This window comes from Rothia sp. LK2492, from assembly GCF_040946345.1.
GTDB lineage: Bacteria > Actinomycetota > Actinomycetes > Actinomycetales > Micrococcaceae > Rothia > Rothia endophytica.
Map to the genome: position 1 here is coordinate 266,786 of NZ_JAYWLX010000002.1, position 17,145 is coordinate 283,930.

The 17,145-nt window shown below is 55.2% G+C and carries 15 protein-coding genes; 12 read left to right on the forward strand and 3 right to left on the reverse strand.

Features of this window, described 5'->3' with window-relative positions; translation table 11 throughout:
- Positions 1-178 precede the first annotated feature (178 nt).
- The 12 genes from VVR27_RS03400 (at position 179) to dxr (ending at position 13,754) form a co-directional block, all read left to right on the forward strand.
- Positions 179-2,500, forward strand: coding sequence for a S8 family serine peptidase (locus tag VVR27_RS03400; protein WP_368547073.1), 2,322 nt, complete (start codon positions 179-181; stop codon positions 2,498-2,500).
- Positions 2,501-2,965: 465 nt separating this feature from the next.
- Entirely contained in the window at positions 2,966-3,778 is an 813-nt protein-coding gene (gene rpsB, locus VVR27_RS03405; RefSeq protein ID WP_368547074.1) for a 30S ribosomal protein S2, read from the forward strand.
- Between the two features lie 119 nt (positions 3,779-3,897).
- Positions 3,898-4,728: a translation elongation factor Ts gene (tsf, locus tag VVR27_RS03410; protein ID WP_368547075.1), complete on the forward strand. Its 831-nt coding sequence runs from the start codon at positions 3,898-3,900 to the stop codon at positions 4,726-4,728.
- A 178-nt stretch (positions 4,729-4,906) separates the two neighbouring features.
- Positions 4,907-5,641 carry a UMP kinase gene (gene pyrH, locus VVR27_RS03415; protein WP_237203470.1) on the forward strand — a complete coding sequence of 245 codons (735 nt, stop codon included), beginning with the start codon at positions 4,907-4,909 and terminating at the stop codon, positions 5,639-5,641.
- A gap of 100 nt (positions 5,642-5,741) precedes the next feature.
- The gene (gene frr / locus VVR27_RS03420) at positions 5,742-6,299 is read left to right on the forward strand and encodes a ribosome recycling factor (protein WP_368547076.1); all 558 of its coding nucleotides are present in this window, start codon (positions 5,742-5,744) and stop codon (positions 6,297-6,299) included.
- A gap of 5 nt (positions 6,300-6,304) precedes the next feature.
- Positions 6,305-7,150, forward strand: a complete 846-nt coding sequence (locus VVR27_RS03425) for a phosphatidate cytidylyltransferase (RefSeq protein ID WP_346872687.1) — start codon at positions 6,305-6,307, stop codon at positions 7,148-7,150.
- A 29-nt stretch (positions 7,151-7,179) separates the two neighbouring features.
- Complete coding sequence (locus VVR27_RS03430) at positions 7,180-7,770, forward strand: DivIVA domain-containing protein (protein ID WP_368547077.1); 591 nt, start codon at positions 7,180-7,182, stop codon at positions 7,768-7,770.
- A 139-nt stretch (positions 7,771-7,909) separates the two neighbouring features.
- A complete protein-coding gene (locus VVR27_RS03435; protein WP_346872685.1) occupies positions 7,910-8,284 on the forward strand; it encodes a DUF485 domain-containing protein in 375 nt (124 codons plus the stop codon).
- A 24-nt stretch (positions 8,285-8,308) separates the two neighbouring features.
- Positions 8,309-9,928 (forward strand): cation acetate symporter, encoded by a 1,620-nt coding sequence (locus VVR27_RS03440; RefSeq protein WP_368547161.1) that lies wholly within the window; start codon positions 8,309-8,311, stop codon positions 9,926-9,928.
- Positions 9,929-10,099: 171 nt separating this feature from the next.
- The gene (locus tag VVR27_RS03445; RefSeq protein ID WP_237203598.1) at positions 10,100-10,366 is read left to right on the forward strand and encodes a GlsB/YeaQ/YmgE family stress response membrane protein; all 267 of its coding nucleotides are present in this window, start codon (positions 10,100-10,102) and stop codon (positions 10,364-10,366) included.
- 212 nt (positions 10,367-10,578) lie between these two features.
- Positions 10,579-12,396: an ABC transporter ATP-binding protein gene (locus VVR27_RS03450; protein ID WP_368547078.1), complete on the forward strand. Its 1,818-nt coding sequence runs from the start codon at positions 10,579-10,581 to the stop codon at positions 12,394-12,396.
- Between the two features lie 41 nt (positions 12,397-12,437).
- On the forward strand, positions 12,438-13,754 hold the full coding sequence (dxr, locus tag VVR27_RS03455; RefSeq protein WP_368547079.1) for a 1-deoxy-D-xylulose-5-phosphate reductoisomerase: 1,317 nt from the start codon (positions 12,438-12,440) through the stop codon (positions 13,752-13,754).
- 75 nt (positions 13,755-13,829) lie between these two features.
- Here dxr and pflA read toward each other — a convergent pair whose 3' ends face one another.
- Genes pflA through VVR27_RS03470 form a run of 3 tightly spaced genes read right to left on the reverse strand, consistent with a single transcriptional unit; the run spans position 13,830 to position 17,139 of the window.
- Positions 13,830-14,702, reverse strand: coding sequence for a pyruvate formate-lyase-activating protein (pflA, locus tag VVR27_RS03460; RefSeq protein WP_368547080.1), 873 nt, complete (start codon positions 14,700-14,702; stop codon positions 13,830-13,832).
- Positions 14,703-14,708: 6 nt separating this feature from the next.
- The gene (grcA2, locus tag VVR27_RS03465; protein WP_251380785.1) at positions 14,709-14,960 is read right to left on the reverse strand and encodes an autonomous glycyl radical cofactor GrcA2; all 252 of its coding nucleotides are present in this window, start codon (positions 14,958-14,960) and stop codon (positions 14,709-14,711) included.
- Between the two features lie 52 nt (positions 14,961-15,012).
- Complete coding sequence (locus VVR27_RS03470; protein WP_368547081.1) at positions 15,013-17,139, reverse strand: pyruvate formate lyase family protein; 2,127 nt, start codon at positions 17,137-17,139, stop codon at positions 15,013-15,015.
- Positions 17,140-17,145: the final 6 nt, after the last annotated feature.

The following is a 17,145-nucleotide window of genomic DNA, read 5'->3' on the forward strand; positions in this document are numbered from 1 at the left end:
GTCATCTTCCTTCGCTATGGCACCTCTTACCCTGCGCCTGGCGAACGCTTCAACCTATACCAGTGGAAAAGTGACATGGGAAGGTATCGAACCATAAAATCCGAGGAAGTGCTCCGCTCAACCCCTTGGTGTATCCGGTAGCCTAGTAATCATCATCACCTTTCCAAGGGAACACTTCATGCACCTCTCAAACCCCCAAAAGAACCTGGTTGGAATCTGCTCTGTGGCTCTCGCTACGGGGCTTCTAGTATCAAATTTGAGCTTGCCTGCCACCGCGGCGCCAGCAGATGCCCCGGCTGCCTCGACTCAGACCTTTCAAGGCCCTGCTGCCAACGGCCCTGAAGCTGGTGATAACGGCGAAGCAACCACCACTTACGCTCCTAGCTTTGATGAAAGTACAGACCGTATTATCGTCAAGTTCCAAGACGATGCCGCACCCCTTCAGCGAAATGTGGCTGTTGCTGAAGTGGCGGCTGATGAAGCGGTGGCAACCGAGTCTCTTGAGCCTTTGAAGGAGACAGTGGGTGGCGCGCTGGTGCTTGAAGCAGACCAGATGCTGGATGAAACGGAGCTGGATCGGATGATTGAGACCTTGGAAGCTGACCCCGCCGTTGAATATGCAGAGCCTGACTACATCATCAACGCTCCTCAAGCGGCTACTCCTAGAAACCCACCGAATGACCCCTACTATGCTGGCTACCAGTGGAATATGCGAGCTATCGATGCGGCAGGTGCCTGGCGTTATGCAACCGGTGAGGGCGTGGTTATCGGTATCGCAGATACCGGCCAAACCGGGCACCCTGAGCTTTCTGGTAAAACGCTAGCTGGCCACGACTTCGTCTCCGCTGGCCAGAGTAGGGACGGCGATGGATGGGACCCGAACCCTAACGATGAGGGTGATTGGGGGCCCCAAGTCCCGGCCTCGATGTGGCACGGCACCCACGTAGCCGGCATCGCGGCGGCCTACACAGATAATGGCACCGGAGTAGCTGGTGTTGCCCCCAACGCTAAGGTGCAACACGCTCGTATTATGGGTGTCAATGGCAGGGCCTATACCTCTGACCAGGCAGCCGGTATTGCCTGGAGCGCGGGTGTGCCCGTGCCCGGTGCCCCGGCTAACCCCACCCCTGCAAAGGTCGTTAACTATTCAGAGGGTTTTTACTCAGCTACTTGCCCTCGGGTACTTCAAGAAGCGGTCAACGCTGCTTATGCTCGGAATGTACCCGTGGTTGCCGCCGCTGGTAACTTCGGGGCCAATGCTGCTGGTACCTCACCTGCTAACTGCCTAGGCGCTATTGTTGTTGGGGCTACGGCTGCCGGTGACGTTATGACTAGTTATTCCAACTGGGGCTCAATGCTTGACGTCCTCGCTCCGGGTGGAGCTGTTGGTTCGGATGTTTGGTCTACGGTGAATACGGGTAGGTACACTCAAGTGGGCCCAGGTTATGGCCCTCTCAACGGGACCTCTATGGCTGCGCCACACGTGACCGGAATTATCGCCCTGATGAAGGAGCGAAACCCCAGTCTCACGGTGGAGCAGATTCGGAGTACGCTGCAGACCACCGGTAAAAACGTCAACGGTTATCGTTTTGTTAATGCGTCTCGTGCGGTACAAGCTGTTCCTGATACCCGTTCAAACTATGGTCTAGTGGGAGCCATCGGAGCTTATTACTGGGCCAACGGCGCTCAGGGTAGGTTCGGTGATCCCACCACCCACGAGCTCGTTCTGAGGGACGGCGGGGTGGCACAGATTTTCTCCCGCAACCATGTCATCTATTGGACATCCCGTACCGGCGCCCATGCGGTGAATTTCTCGGGTGGTATCGGCGGCAAATACAGAGCTGGCGGATACGAAAATAAGTATGGCTACCCCGTCATGGACGAGACCGCTATAACCGGTGGAGCGGTGCAAAAGTTTGCTCTTGCTGACGGGCGGAGATACGCCATGTATTGGACCCCTGCCCACCATCGAACCCACGTCGTCTGGGAAGGCGGAGCGATTGGCTGGCGCTTTACCCGCGAGGGAGGGACAGCTCGTTACGGCTTCCCCTCGGAAGACGAAGTTGCTTACTCCTACGGTGCTCGGCAGACCTTCAACCTGGGAAGTGCCGATCATCGATTCTACTGGTCTGCTTCGACCGGCGTTGCTGTGATGAACGGGCGAGGCGGAATCTTTAACAAATGGGTCGCCATGGGGCACGCGCCGGTTGTGGGCTTCCCCGCTACCGATGAACAGGCTATACCTGGCGGCGTCCAGCAAAGGTTTAGAAATTTGCAGGGTAGAGAAACCATCTTAGTATGGTCGCCTTCAACCGGGACCAAATCTCTGATTGCTGGGGGAGGACTGTACCATTACTGGCTAAACAACGGGTACACCTCGGGGTTAGGCTTTCCAACGACAGATGAGACAGCTCATGCCGATGGCAGTGTCACCTTGAACTTCTCAAGCGGTGCCCAGCTCAAATGGACCGCTAAAGACGGCGTGCAAAGAATTAAGTAGCTATTAAGGGGGAGTTCAAAGATGAGTTTTAGACTTAAAAAGACAGGGCTAAAAGTGACTTGCCTACCAGAGGAAAAACCCCAAAAATCGGTGTTAGAACAGGCTTTGATGCGGTATAGTTGATGTTTGCAGTTTGCCTGTGTGCGTACTTGTGTGCACACTTTCAGCCTTCAATGGTCGAAAGAGGCAAAGGGAATCCTTTTACATAGAGACCCACCCGCGCCTTGGTGCGGGTCTGACATCGCGTAGCTCAAAGCAGTTTTACCACTGATAAGGGACGTTCGGTCCGGGAAACCGGTCGCGGCCTGAGATTACCCGTCTAAACCTTTAACGGGCGGATCTGAGCGCTACCAGGGGAGCAGGTGCAAGCCCATACGCTCCACATGTAAACCGATAACTACTATGCGCGTGGCGCGGTTAGCCTGGAATCAGGGGCCCGCCCGGCACTTTTCAAAAGGAGACGACATGCCCGTCGTAACTATGCGCCAGCTTCTCGATTCAGGTGTCCACTTCGGTCACCAGACCCGCCGCTGGAACCCCAAAATGAAGCGCTTCATCTTCACCGAGCGCAACGGCATCTACATCATCGACCTGCAGCAGTCACTGGCCTTCATTGACCAGGCATACGAAGCTGTTAAGGCAACCGTTGCACACGGTGGCACCGTTCTTTTCGTTGGTACCAAGAAGCAGGCTCAGGAAGCCATCGCTGAACAGGCTACCCGCGTGAACATGCCCTACGTTAACCACCGCTGGCTCGGTGGTATGCTCACCAACTTCCAGACCGTTTCCAAGCGAATCGATCGTATGAAGGAACTTGAGCAGATCGACTTTGATGACGTAGCAGGCTCACAGTTCACCAAGAAGGAACTGTTGCTGCTCCGTCGCGAGCACGAGAAGCTGGAGAAGACCCTCGGTGGTATCCGTAATCTCACCAAGGCTCCCTCACTCATCTGGATTGTAGACACCAAGAAGGAACACCTCGCGATTGACGAAGCTCAGAAGCTCGGCATCCCCGTGGTAGCCATCCTGGACACCAACTGCGATCCTGACGAAGTTTCATTCCCCATCCCCGGCAACGACGACGCTATCCGCTCCGTCAACCTGCTCACCCGCGTTATCGCGGATGCAGCTGCTGAGGGCCTGCTGGAACGCGAAAACAAGAAGGCTGGCAAGTCAGCCAATGCTTCCGAAGAGCCCATGGCTGAATGGGAACGCGAACTGCTCGAACAGCACGAATCCGCTAAGGATGAAGAAGCTAAGGCAGAAGAAGCTAAGTAAAGCTTGAGAACGATAAGGCACCCGCCCACCTTGGTGGGTGCCTTATCCTCTCACCGCCACCGGTTACGGTGGTACCCAATAGATTTTTGATCTGTTCACAAACCATCAAGGAGTTCACAATGGCGAACTACACCGCAGCAGACATCAAAGCACTGCGCGAAAAGACCGGCGCTGGCATGCTCGACGTCAAGAAGGCCCTCGACGAGGCTAACGGCGATCAGCAGAAGGCAATGGAAATCATCCGCGTTAAGGGCCTCAAGGGCGTTACCAAGCGCGAAGGCCGTGCAACCGCAGAAGGTCTCGTAGCCGCACGCGTTGAAAACGGTGTTGGCTTCATGGTCGAAGTTAACTCAGAAACCGACTTCGTTGCTAAGTCAGACCCCTTCATTAAGTTCGGTAACGACGTTCTCGAGGCAGCAGTTGCAGCTAACGCTTCAACCATCGACGAACTCAATGCAGCATCCTTCGAGGGTAAGACCGTTGAAGAGCTCACCACCGAAGCTGGCGCACTGCTGGGCGAAAAGATCGTTGTTCGCCGCGTAGCACGCGTTGAAGGCGAAAATATCGCTGTTTACCTGCATAAGACCTCAAAGGACCTGCCTGCACAGGTGGGTGTCCTGTTGGCTGTTGCTGGTAACGACGTTGAAACCGTTGCTCACGATGTAGCAGTTCACATTGCTGCAATGAGCCCCAAGTACCTCACCTCTGAGTCCATCTCAGCTGAGGACATCGAGGCTGAAAAGCGCGTTGCAGAAGAAACCGCACGCAGCGAAGGCAAGCCCGAGCAGATCATCCCCAAGATCATTGAAGGCAAGCTCAAGTCTTTCTACAAGGAAAACACTCTGGTTGACCAGGACTTCGCAAAGGACTCATCAAAGTCTGTTGCTGCAGTTCTGGAAGAGAACGGTGCGACCGCAACCGCTTTCGAACGTTTCCGTGTTGGTGCGTAAGTAGAGAAGCTCGCTCTTTGAGCAGTTACCTTGCCCTGTTAAAGGGGCACTGTGATACTGCACAGAAAAGTTGAGTACAAAGGGGAGTCCTACACAAGGGACTCCCCTTTGTCGTATGCTAGAGACGACGCGAGCGCCGGTAGGCGTTGCACCTATCATTGAGCTGCCAGGAGGGCCCATGACCACCACACCTATTCATAAAGATGACACCGGACGCCGCCGAGTCCTCCTCAAGCTTTCTGGTGAAGTTTTTGGTGGCGGACAGGTCGGTATCTCAACCGATGTTGTTCGAGGCATTGCTGAACAGATTGCGTCAACCATCGGAAAAGTTGAGGTCGCTGTTGTCGTGGGTGGCGGTAACTTCTTCCGTGGTGCTGAGCTTTCAGAAGCGGGTATGGACCGTTCGCGTGCAGATAATATCGGCATGCTGGGCACCGTTATGAATTCTCTGGCGCTACAGGACTTTCTGGAACAGGCTGGTATTGATACCCGTGTGCAGTCGGCTATCTCTATGCACCAAGTTGCCGAGAGCTACATTCCGCGCCGCGCCATCCGCCACATGCAAAAAGACCGCGTTGTGATCTTTGGTGCTGGTGCTGGTTTGCCCTACTTCTCTACCGATACCGTTTCGGCTCAGCGTGCCCTTGAAATTCATGCTGATGAGGTTCTAGTGGCTAAGAACGGGGTGGATGGTATCTATACTGCTGACCCCAACAAGGATCCCAACGCCGAGCGTCTTTACAACCTTACGTACGATGAGGCCCTGAAGCGTAACATCCGAGTCATGGACCAGACCGCTTTCTCCCTCTGCAAGGATAACAACGTGACGATGCGTGTGTTCGGTATGCAGGGTGAGGGTAACGTAGCTAGGGCCATCCTGGGTGACCAAATCGGTACACTGGTGACCGCATAACTGCCAGAGATTAGCCCCTACCAGTCTGACCCACTAGACTGGTAGGGACTGAATAAAAAGCCCGCCTACACGGTGGGCGAGAACCAAAAGGACAACACCGATGGTTGATGAAACCCTCCTTGAAGCCGGCGAAAAAATGGATAAGTCCGTTGAAGCGCTAAAGAACGAATTCGCTAGCATCCGCACCGGACGCGCTAACCCCTCGCTTTTTGCTAACCTCACCGCTGACTACTACGGCGCCCCCACCCCCTTGCAGCAACTGGCGTCCTTCCAGACCCCCGAAGCCCGTACCATCCTCATCACCCCCTACGACAAGAGTGCACTGGGTGCCATTGAGAAGGCAATTCGTAACTCAGATTTGGGTGCCAACCCCGCTAACGATGGTAACGTTGTGCGCGTTGTGATGCCTGAAATGACCGAAGAGCGCCGCCGCGAGTACGTTAAGATGGCTAGCCACAAGGCAGAAGATGGACGCGTTGCTGTGCGCAACACCCGCCGTCACGCCAAGACCGCTATCGATAAGCTGGTCAAAGATGGTGAAATCGGTGAAGATGATGGCAGTCGCGCCGAAAAAGAACTGGATGCCCTCACCAAGAAGCACACCGATCAGATTGACGCTCTGCTGAAGGTCAAGGAAGCTGAACTGACCGAGGTCTAAACACGATGACTGCTCAGCCTACTGAACAGCCTAAGAAGGCATCAAAAGCTGGCAGGAACTTACCCGCCGCCATCACCGTCGGCGTTATTCTCGGCGCGGTGCTGGTGGTGGGTTTGTTTTATCTTCCTGCTGTCCTTGTGCTGCTGGCTGCCGCTGCTGTTGCTGTGGGAACGTGGGAAGTTTGCCACGGTCTCAACCAGAAACGCGGCATGGGTGTGCCACTTATCCCGGCTGTCGCTACGGCCTTTTTCATGCCTTTTGCCGCCTACTACGGCGGTGGGCAATGGTTAATTTTCGCGGTGGTTGCCTCAATCCTGGTGCTGATTGGTTGGCGCATCGTTGGCAAACGCGATGGCATGATTATGTCCATCATGGGTTCCATCTTTGTGATGTCCTGGGTACCTTTCATGATCTCGCTAGCTCTTTTGCTCTACCGCGAAGAATCAGGTGCTGGTAAGGTGCTCATGATTTTGCTGATGGCTATTGGCAATGACACCTGGGGCTACATTGCAGGTGTGCTCTGGGGTAAACACCCAATGGCTCCCAAAATATCTCCCAAAAAAACCTGGGAGGGCTTTGCAGGCTCTATGGTTGGGTCACTTATTGTTGGCATCATCTGCTCAATGGTGATTGGTGATCCTTGGTGGTACGGCATCATTGTGGCCATTTTTCTGGTAATTGCCTCAACGGTGGGTGACCTGGGGGAGTCCATGGTCAAACGCGAAATCGGCATTAAAGATATGTCTAATCTTCTTCCAGGACATGGGGGAGTTATGGATCGCCTTGACTCCATCGTTTTCGCGATTGCAACTGGCTACGTTATTTTTGCTGTACTCGGTGCTATCTTCTAGGTCATGCAGAGAACTTTCAAGGAGTGAACATGTCACAGCAGGCATCAACTGCCGAGGACTTGAGCAAAGTGGGCCCGCAGGAAAGCGGCTACTGTGTACGCGAGGTCAATGATTTTTTCGGTGCACTCGCCGATGACTATGAGCAGCTACTAGCACACCACAGCACCTCGCAGTCTGCGCATACCTCCCGCACCATCCGAGATAAGGTGTTCACGCCGGAAGCAGGGGGTTACACCCCCCAGGCGGTTGATAGTTATCTAGACCAAGTTGAGGATCGCTTTGCTGAAGTTGAGCGTCGGCTTTACATTGAGCGTTATGGCGCGGAACTCTGGCAAGATTCGCTAGAAGAGCTGTGGGCGCTTCTGCGGGGGCGCTTAAACCGTCCCGATGGGGAGCGTTTTCGCAGGCCCTCCCATCAACGAACCAAGGGTTATCTGACACAGGATGTTGACGAACTCTGCCGACTCATCCTGCGCACAGTTGAGCATGGTGAAACTTTGCTACCGCAAAAAATTCGCTCAGCGGCTTTTAGAAGTGCGGTGGGCAAGAACAGCTATGACGAAACGCAGGTTGATGCTTTTATGAGCCGGTGTCTCGAATATTTACAAGACACGCTATAAAAGTTACGAGCTTATTTTTACTAGTGAGGGCAGGTTTACCGGGTTGTTACGGGAACCTGCCCTTTTTGTGCCATCTGTACTTGCAAGTGATGTGCGATACAGACTAGTGTGTTCACAGTTACACATTAGGAGGTAGTTGATGTCACACGCATCACCCGAACCCATCAAACTACCGGTCGACGCCGACCATGTAGATTTCGCTGCCGCCCAACGGGGCGAAGATTTTGTTAAGCTACGCAAAACCCACCGTTCATTTGTTATGCCCATGACCGTTGCCTTTCTTGTTTGGTACCTGGCATATGTAGTCCTGGCCGTTTATGCGCCAGGACTAATGGGCATCCAGGTGGTAGGAAACATTAACCTCGGTATTCTTCTGGGGCTGCTGCAGTTTGTCACAACTTTCGGTATCACAGCACTGTACGTATCCTTCGCAAATCGCAAACTTGACCCCCTGGCACTGAAGCTACGCACCGACATTGAAGACGGTCAGTACGCTCACGGCAAGACCAACTAAGAGGCAACTATGAACATAACTACTATGCAGGTCAGCGCCCTGCAGGCAGCAGACGCTGCAACCGAAACCGTGGGTACCCCCTGGATTAACATGACCATTTTCGGCGCTTTTGTGCTCATTACTATGGTGGTGGTGTTGAGAGCGTCGAAGAATAATAAAACTGCAGCCGACTACTATGCCGGCGGGCGCTCCTTCAGTGGAACCCAGAACGGTCTAGCTATCGCCGGTGACTACCTTTCGGCGGCTTCCTTCTTGGGTATCGTTGGTGCAATTGCTTTGACTGGCTACGATGGCTTCCTTTACTCCATCGGCTTCCTCGTGGCCTGGCTGGTAGCACTTCTTCTGGTAGCTGAGCCCCTGCGTAATACCGGTAAGTTCACCATGGCTGACGTTCTTTCCTTCCGTCTGCAACAGCGTCCGGTGCGTATCGCAGCCTGTATCTCAACCCTTGCTGTCACACTTTTCTACCTGCTAGCTCAGATGGCGGGTGCCGGTGCGCTCGTCTCCTTGCTCATGGGTATTAGCTCCCAACTCGGCCAGTCGTTGATTATTGTCGGTGTTGGTCTGCTCATGATTGTTTACGTCATGATCGGTGGCATGAAGGGTACTACCTGGGTGCAAATCATCAAGGCTTGCCTGCTGCTTTTCGGTGTTGCCGTGATGTCGGTCTGGATTCTAGCTCTCAACGGTTTCAACCTCTCAAACCTCTTGGGCGCAGCTGTTGAAACCTCCGGTGATCCTAGAATTCTAGAGCCCGGCCTCAAATACGGTGTTAACGAAATCGCCAAGCTGGACTTCGTTTCCCTCGCTATGGCGATGGTCTTCGGCGCCGCTGGCCTGCCGCACGTTCTGATGCGCTTCTACACCGTGCCCACCGCTAAAGAAGCACGCAAGTCTGTGGTGTGGGCTATCGTCCTCATTGGTTGCTTCTACCTCTTTACCCTAATCTTGGGCTTCGGCGCTGCAGCAATGGTTGGTGCGGAAGCCATCCAGTCAGCACCCGGTGGCGTCAACTCAGCGGCACCCCTGCTGGCCTACGAACTCGGTGGTTCTCTGCTGATGGGCGTCATTGCAGGTGTTGCTTTCGCAACCATCCTGGCAGTAGTTGCCGGTCTCGCAATTACAGCATCAGCTTCTTTCGCCCACGATATCTACACCAATGTCATCTGCAAGGGTAAGTCTGATCCTCTCAAGGAAACCCGCATCGCAAAGGCAACCGTGGTAGTCATCGGCTCACTGTCCATCCTCGGTGGTCTTGGTGCCCAGGGTCAGAATGTTGCCTTCCTGGTTGCCCTTGCCTTCGCCGTTGCAGCATCGGCTAACCTGCCCACCATCGTCTACTCCCTCTTTTGGAAGGGGTTCAAGACACGCGGTGCGCTCTGGTCAATGTACGGTGGTCTGAGCATCTCGGTTCTGTTGATTCTCTTCTCGCCGGTAATGTCCGGTGCAGAAACCTCCATGATTAAGGGAGTAGATTTTGCCTGGTTCCCGCTGGCTAACCCCGGCATCGTCTCTATCCCCGCCGCCTTCCTGCTGGGCTTCCTGGGCTCACTGGGTGGCAAGGAAGAGTCAAGCGCTAAGCAGTCAGAGATGGAAGTTCGCTCACTCACCGGCGTCGGTGCAGAAGGCGCAATCGATCACTAAGAGCTGTATCTAGCATTATCATTGGTGGGCGCCCCGAACGGGGCGCCCACCAATGTTAACCCAACTGTGACCAAAGCATAAGACAAGAAACTAACAGATTGCTTAGTGTTTCGTGTACGCTTAAAAACGTACAGCTGATAATAATCAGCACAGATGAAAGGACATACATTCATGGGTATCCTCGGTTGGATTATTCTTGGCCTCATTGCAGGTGCGCTCGCTAAGCTCATTATGCCCGGCAAGCAGGGCGGTGGCATCATCGTCACTATGGTTCTGGGTATCGTAGGCGCTATGCTCGGTGGCTGGCTGGGCAACTTCCTGCCCTTCCTCACCGCTGGTGTCGGTGGCGTAACCCTCGGTTCAATCTTCACCGCTGTTATCGGCGCCCTGATTGTTCTGTGGATCTACGGTGTGATCACCAAGAAGAGCGCTCGCTAGCCTCTAACGATAAGGCTCCCCGCCGGTGTCCCTCACGGGTGCACGGCGGGGATTTTTTGTTAATGTTCCTCGTTGTACTCGGGTAGGGCGTGCAGGGTGGTGAATAACGCACCGGAGGGGAGGGTCAGCCCGGCGGGGTAACGGGTAGTGTTTGGTGGGCAGAGCTCAACTCCACGAAGAGCCTACCGTCGATACTACGCACAGGGAGAGCCATGAAGAGCATACTTAGAATTATCCGTGCCACCCGAGAACTTTGGCCCTTTTATACCGGCATCGTGGTGTGTGCTGTGCTGACCTCAGTTAGCTCCCTCTTAGCGCCCTTTATTATCTCGGGTGCGACCGATACGGTGGTGAATCACCTCAACGGCTCTGAGCCCACTACAGGTATGGCAATTGCCTGGTTCGCAGTGGCCTACCTGGTAGCCCAGCTCTTTAACGTGCTCACCAGCAACATTGGTGGCTACATCGGTGATGTGATGAGCCAAAAAATGCGAACTATCCTATCAGTTCGCTACTTTGAGAAGCTACTAACACTGCCGCTCTCGTACTTTGATACAGAGCTGACCGGCACCATCATTTCGAGGCTTAACCGTTCAATCACCGAAGTAACTAACTTCGTGAAGGCCATGAGCAATACCTTTATCTCGCTCATTATCACCACCGTCTCGGTTATCGTTATTAGCTCCATCTACTACTGGCCGCTGGGTCTGCTCCTTATCATCATCTTCCCCGTCTACCTGTGGCTAACCTCAAAAACTAGCGCCAAGTGGCAGGTCTGGGAGGGTAAGAAAAACCAGAACATCGATATAGCTTCAGGCCGCTTCAACGAAGTCATCGGTCAGATTCGTGTGGTCAAGTCTTTCGGTGCCGAGCGCCGCGAACTAGACCTTTTCCGCACCCACTTTGGCAATACGGTAGGGCTAACTCGTGAGCAGTCCCGCTTCTGGCACTCCATGGATGTCGTCCGCCTCGCCTTCCTAAGCCTCATCTTCTTTGGGCTCTACCTGCTCATTTTCCTGCAAACTCTGGCGGGTAACTTCAGCATCGGTGACATGGTGCTCCTTATTCAGTTACTTGCCATGGCAGTAGCCCCCATCAATTCGCTGTCCTGGATTGTTGACAGTGCCCAGCGCGCCATCACCGGCTCAAAGGACTACTTTGACGTGATGGAACGGGACTCCGATGCCCGTGCCCTGGCCATTACCGCTGGCACTGACGTTCCCACCCGCCCGCACACCATCCAGGCCGAAACCGGGCAAGAGCTGGTGCGTTTTAATGAGGTCACTTTCGGTTATAACGGTGAAGAGGACGTACTGCACAAGATCGACCTCTCCATCAAACGCAGTGAGCGCATCGCTTTCGTGGGTGAATCCGGTGGCGGTAAGTCCACACTGATGGCTCTTCTTGAAGGGCTCTACGATGCCCGCAGCGGCTCTATCACGGTCGATGGCATGGATATTGCCGGCAGTGACCTTGAAACTGTGCGTTCACTGATTGGCATGGTCTTTCAGGATGCCTCACTCTTCTCGGGCACCATCGCAGAGAATATCGCCTACGCCAACCCCGCTGCCAGCCGCGAGCAGATTATCGCTGCTGCTAAAAAAGCCAATGCCCACGAATTCATCTCAAAATTTGCGGACGGCTATGACTCACTGATTGGCGAACGCGGCCTCAAACTCTCTGGTGGGCAGAAGCAACGCGTAGCGGTAGCCCGCGCCATCCTCAAAGATGCTCCCATCCTCATTCTCGATGAAGCTACATCGGCTCTAGATACCAAGGCTGAACGAGCTGTTCAAAAGGGCCTTGAAGAGTTGATGGTGGGGCGTACCTCTCTGATTATTGCTCACCGCCTCTCGACTATCGCCACTGTTGACACCATTGTCACGCTCAAGGACGGCCGTATCGACGAGATAGGCGCCCCCGCCGAGCTGGCGGCGTCCGGCGGTATTTATGCCGAACTGCTGGGTCTGCAGAACCAGAGCGGTAAGGCTTCTAAGAAGAAGCTGCAAAGCTTCGACATTGTGGGTTAGCTCGGCCCTGGTGTAAGGGCCAGATATGAGAAAATGAAGCCATGCGATTTGGTTCAACACAAAACCTCAGCCCCAGCACCACAGCCCTCACCCCTGAACTGATTGATTTCTTAGGGCAGGGCCGCACCGTTGCGTTGCTGGGTTCTACCGGTTCTATCGGCACTCAGGGCGTTGAGGTCATTGACCACCTCAATTCACTAGCTGATAGCAGTAGCGGGGCAGAGGATGCTCCCTTACGGGTGCTTGCACTATCTGCTGGCAGTAGCTCTCTACCCGCTCTAGCACAGCAGGCCGTGAAACTGCGCGTGCAGTTGGTCGCGACCAGCGGTAGCGAGCAGGACGCCGTTCGGCTGCGCGAGCTCATTGCTGATGCAGCTCGCACCCAGGGTTTATCTAGTTATCAACCGGATATCGCCTACGGTCCTGAAGCGTCAGTTCAGGCTGCCTCATCTGGGGCGGACGTAATACTCAATGGCATTACCGGTTCCATTGGCTTACGCCCCACCCTGGCCGCTCTTGAAACGGGTTCTCAGGTGGCTCTGGCGAATAAAGAATCCCTCATTGCTGGTGGCGCCCTGGTACGTGCCGCGGTAGATGCCTCACCGCTAGAGCAGCCGATGGTGCCCGTTGATTCTGAACATTCTGCACTCGCCCAGGCGCTTGCCTCCGGCACCGACCGGGAGATTGACCGGCTGGTGCTCACCGCCAGCGGCGGGCCCTTTCGTGGCATGAGCTATGAACAGTTGCGCGAGGTTACCCCAGCTCAGGCACTGGCACACCCCACCTGGGATATGGGCCTGGTCGTCACCACCAATTCTGCGTCTATGGTCAATAAGGCGCTGGAAGTTCTTGAAGCCCACCACCTCTTTGGCATCGACCTAGATCGGATTGACGTGACGGTGCACCGCCAGTCAGTGGTGCACTCCATGGTGCAGTTTGTGGACGGTTCTACCATTGCTCAGGCGTCCCCACCGACCATGCTTCTCCCCATCGCACTGGGACTAACGTGGCCGCACCGTATTCCCGGTGTCGCCCAACCCTGTGACTGGACGCAGGCGTCCGAATGGACTTTTGAGCCCCTGGATCACAAGGCCTTCCCCGCTGTGCAGATGATTAAGCAAGCAGGAAAGCGCGGCGGTACCTTCCCGGCAGTTTTCAACGCCGCCAATGAAGAAGCCGTAGCTGCCTTCCACGCCGGGGCTATCCGCTTCACAGACATAATCGAGAGCACCGCCCGGGTGCTAGAAGACCACGAGGGTTCCAGTGCTCAGGCTGAAACCTCTGAGCTGACGCTGGACGCCGTGCTGGAGGCCGAGCGCTGGGCGCGCGTTCGCGCTCACGAGATTTTGGCTCGTTAGGGACTTTGACCCCACAAAGACCGGTGCTGAATTGATCCAGTACCGGTTCTCATCTCGACCTCAGAAAACCGGGGTTTAGTAAACCTCAAGACCGCGAGCGCGGAACTGATCGCGCACCCGCTCAACGTCCTCCTTGGAGGGTGGCTCAACGCCTGCGAGTTCGTACTTGAGACCCAGAGATTCCCACTTATCGGTGCCCATCTGGTGGAAGGGGAGCACCTCAACGCGTTCGACCACGTTCTTCCAGCGGCAGACGATATCTGCCACCTGCTCAACGTTCTCTACCGAATCGCTGTAACCCGGCACAGCGACGAAGCGAACCCAGATTTTCTTGCCCAGGGCGGAAAGCCTGTCGCCGAAATCAATGGTGGGCTGTAGCTCGCGACCGGTGAGTTTCTTGTAAACCTCTTCTGAGCCGGACTTTACATCCAGCAAGACCAGGTCCACATTTTCCAGGAACTCATCCGATGCGCTCTTGCCCAGATAGCCAGAGGTGTCGATGCAGGTGTGAATACCCAGAGACTTAGCACTTATCAGAATGTTCTCTGCAAAAGCGCGCTGCATCAGCACCTCACCACCAGAGATGGTGATACCGCCACCGGTGGCGCGGAAGATCTTTCGCATGCGCTTAATCTTGTTCATCAGGTCGGCTGCCATAATAGGCTGGCCGTCCCGCATGTGGAAGGTGTCAGGGTTGTGGCAGTAGAGGCAGCGCAGGGGGCAACCATTCATAAAGATGGTCATGCGTGTGCCGGGGCCGTCCACGGCAGTGACCAGCTCCCAGGAATGCACCGAACCCAGCTGACCCTCACGCATCATCTTGAGTTGCTGCGCGCGTTCAAGTTCAGTCAGTTCACCCAGGCCCCAGGTGCCTGCACCCTTATGTCGATCCGTCGGCGGAGCAAAATCTTGCTCGCCGACGGATACAGTGGCGTCTGTTGTTGTCACTACAGCTTATGCACCGTGGTGGAAGGTGCGTGAGAGCACGTCCATCTGCTGTTCGCGGGTGAGACGAACAAAGTTCACGGCGTAACCTGAGACGCGCACGGTCAGGTTGGGGTAGTTATCGGGGTTCTCCATCGCGTCCTCGAGGGTTTCGCGGTTTAGAACGTTGATGTTGGCGTGGTAGAGACCCTTGGGGGTGGTCTTTGCTGCGCGATTTGCCTTCATGGATGCTAGGCGCTCTTCGTATGACTTTACTGCCATGGTGTTCTCCTTGAGGTGGGGTGGTGCGGTGCACCGGTTGCTTTTAGTTTTTTTAGTCTTCTTCAGGGATGAAGCCGGCGTCAAGGATACCGACCAGGTTTTTGACCTGTTCTTCCTTGGTGCGCCCCAGCGCGGTGGGGGTGATGGTGTTGGTGAGTGAGATGCCGTCCAGAGCGTCCTCGTAGTCCAGCTTGCCGACCGAAAGCATGGAAGCGACCATGCCGTGGGTGTCCATACCGTTTTCGGGGTTGGCGCCGGGTGAGAAGGGCTCGCCTGCGCGGTGACCTGAGGGGAAGCTACCGGTTGCCTTGCCGTAGACCACGTTGGAGGTGATGGTCAGGACAGACTGGGTGGGGATCGCATCGCGGTAGAGGGGGATCGCCTTGATCTTTTCCATGACGGTGTGGACGATGGTTGCGGCGATATCATCGGCGCGGTCATCATCGTTGCCGTAGGCGGGGAACGAACCCTCGGTGATGTAGTCAACGATTAGGCCGGTCTCGTCGCGTACGGGGGTGACCTTGGCATACTTGATAGCTGCCAAAGAGTCGGCAACAATCGACAGACCTGCGATACCGCAGCCCATGGCACGGATGATATCTGAATCGTGCAGTGCCATTTCGATGGACTCGTAGGCGTACTTGTCGTGGCTGTAGTGAATGATGTTCAGAGCCTCAACGTAGGTACCGATCACCCAGTCCAGCATTTCTTCGTACTTAACCCAGACCTCGTCAAAGTCGAGGGGGCCGTCGCCGGTGATGGGCTCGTAGCCGGTTACAATCTGTTTGCCGGTCATTTCATCACGGCCGCCGTTCATGGCGTAAAGCAGCGCCTTAGCAGCGTTGACGCGAGCGCCGAAGAACTGCATTTGCTTGCCGATCTTCATGGGGGAGACACAGCAGGCGATAGCGACATCGTCACCCCACTGCTCGCGGATCTGAGGGTCTGATTCGTACTGAATTGAAGAGGTCTCAATGGAGATAGCCGAGCAGAATTCCTTGTAGCCGGTGGGCAACTCTTCATCCCAGAAAATGGTGATGTTGGGCTCGGGAGCAGGGCCCAGGTTACGCAGAGTCTGCAGCAGACGGAAGGAGGTCTTGGTGACCAGGGTGCGGCCGTCAGCGGAGAAGCCGCCGTCTGACCAGGTTGCCCAGTAGGGGTCACCTGAGAAAATCTGATCGTAGTCAATGGTGCGCAGGAAGCGGACGATGCGCAGCTTGATAACAAGAGCATCAATCATTTCCTGGGCGTCGGTCTCAGTGATGAGACCGGCCTGCAGGTCGCGTTCGAAGTAGATATCCAGGAAACCGGAGAGACGACCGATGGACATCGCAGCGCCGTCCTGAGACTTAACCGAAGCTAGGTAAGCGAAGTAGGTCCACTGCACTGCTTCTTGGGCATTGGTAGCGGGGCCTGAGATATCGAAGCCGTACTTTTCAGCCATCTTCTTGAGGCGCTGCAGAGCACGAATCTGCTCTGAGTGCTCCTCGCGGTAGCGTGCCCAGTGCTCACTGAAGCCTTTGCTTAAGGTTGCGTCTTTAGCGCGCTCTTTATCAGCAATGAGATTATCAACGCCGTAGAGAGTTACACGACGGTAGTCACCGATAATGCGGCCGCGGCCGTAAGCATCGGGCAGGCCGGTGATGATGTGGGAGGAACGGGCCGCACGGATGCGGGGGGTATAGATGTCAAAGACAGCCTGGTTGTGGGTCTTGCGGTACTCGGTGAAGATCTTCTTGATATCTTCGTTAGGTTCCATGCCGGCCTCACGGATAGCGGTCTCGACCATGCGCCAACCCCCGTTAGGCATCATGGCACGCTTGAGTGGGACGTCGGTCTGCAGGCCAACGCAGACGTTGTCATCCTCAGAGATGTAGCCAGCCGGGAAAGCGTCAATTTCAGCCGGGGTGTCGGTATCAATATCGTAAACACGCTGCTTACGCTCAACCGAGAGGTATTTCTTCTCAAGGGTGTCCCAGACCCGCAGGGTCTTATCGGTGGGCCCAGCGAGGAACTCAGCATCACCTAGGTAGGGGGTGAAATTATTGAGCACAAAGCCGCGAACGTCAATTTCATGCTGCCAATCACCGGGGGTGAACCCCTCCCATGCCTTGGTTGACTGCTCATTGACGAATACGCCGTGGGCTACAGAGCTTTCAGCTTGCACCTGTGCGGTCATGTGAAC

Excerpts from the sequence above, each read along its gene's own strand:
- VVR27_RS03400 (WP_368547073.1), top strand. The coding sequence starts at position 179 with ATGCACCTCTCAAACCCCCAAAAGAACCTGGTTGGAATCTGCTCTGTG.
- rpsB (WP_368547074.1), top strand. The coding sequence starts at position 2,966 with ATGCCCGTCGTAACTATGCGCCAGCTTCTCGATTCAGGTGTCCACTTC.
- tsf (WP_368547075.1), top strand. The coding sequence starts at position 3,898 with ATGGCGAACTACACCGCAGCAGACATCAAAGCACTGCGCGAAAAGACC.
- pyrH (WP_237203470.1), top strand. The coding sequence starts at position 4,907 with ATGACCACCACACCTATTCATAAAGATGACACCGGACGCCGCCGAGTC.
- frr (WP_368547076.1), top strand. The coding sequence starts at position 5,742 with ATGGTTGATGAAACCCTCCTTGAAGCCGGCGAAAAAATGGATAAGTCC.
- VVR27_RS03425 (WP_346872687.1), top strand. The coding sequence starts at position 6,305 with ATGACTGCTCAGCCTACTGAACAGCCTAAGAAGGCATCAAAAGCTGGC.
- VVR27_RS03430 (WP_368547077.1), top strand. The coding sequence starts at position 7,180 with ATGTCACAGCAGGCATCAACTGCCGAGGACTTGAGCAAAGTGGGCCCG.
- VVR27_RS03435 (WP_346872685.1), top strand. The coding sequence starts at position 7,910 with ATGTCACACGCATCACCCGAACCCATCAAACTACCGGTCGACGCCGAC.
- VVR27_RS03440 (WP_368547161.1), top strand. The coding sequence starts at position 8,309 with ATGCAGGTCAGCGCCCTGCAGGCAGCAGACGCTGCAACCGAAACCGTG.
- VVR27_RS03445 (WP_237203598.1), top strand. The coding sequence starts at position 10,100 with ATGGGTATCCTCGGTTGGATTATTCTTGGCCTCATTGCAGGTGCGCTC.
- VVR27_RS03450 (WP_368547078.1), top strand. The coding sequence starts at position 10,579 with ATGAAGAGCATACTTAGAATTATCCGTGCCACCCGAGAACTTTGGCCC.
- dxr (WP_368547079.1), top strand. The coding sequence starts at position 12,438 with ATGCGATTTGGTTCAACACAAAACCTCAGCCCCAGCACCACAGCCCTC.
- grcA2 (WP_251380785.1), bottom strand. The coding sequence starts at position 14,960 with ATGGCAGTAAAGTCATACGAAGAGCGCCTAGCATCCATGAAGGCAAAT.
- VVR27_RS03470 (WP_368547081.1), bottom strand. The coding sequence starts at position 17,139 with ATGACCGCACAGGTGCAAGCTGAAAGCTCTGTAGCCCACGGCGTATTC.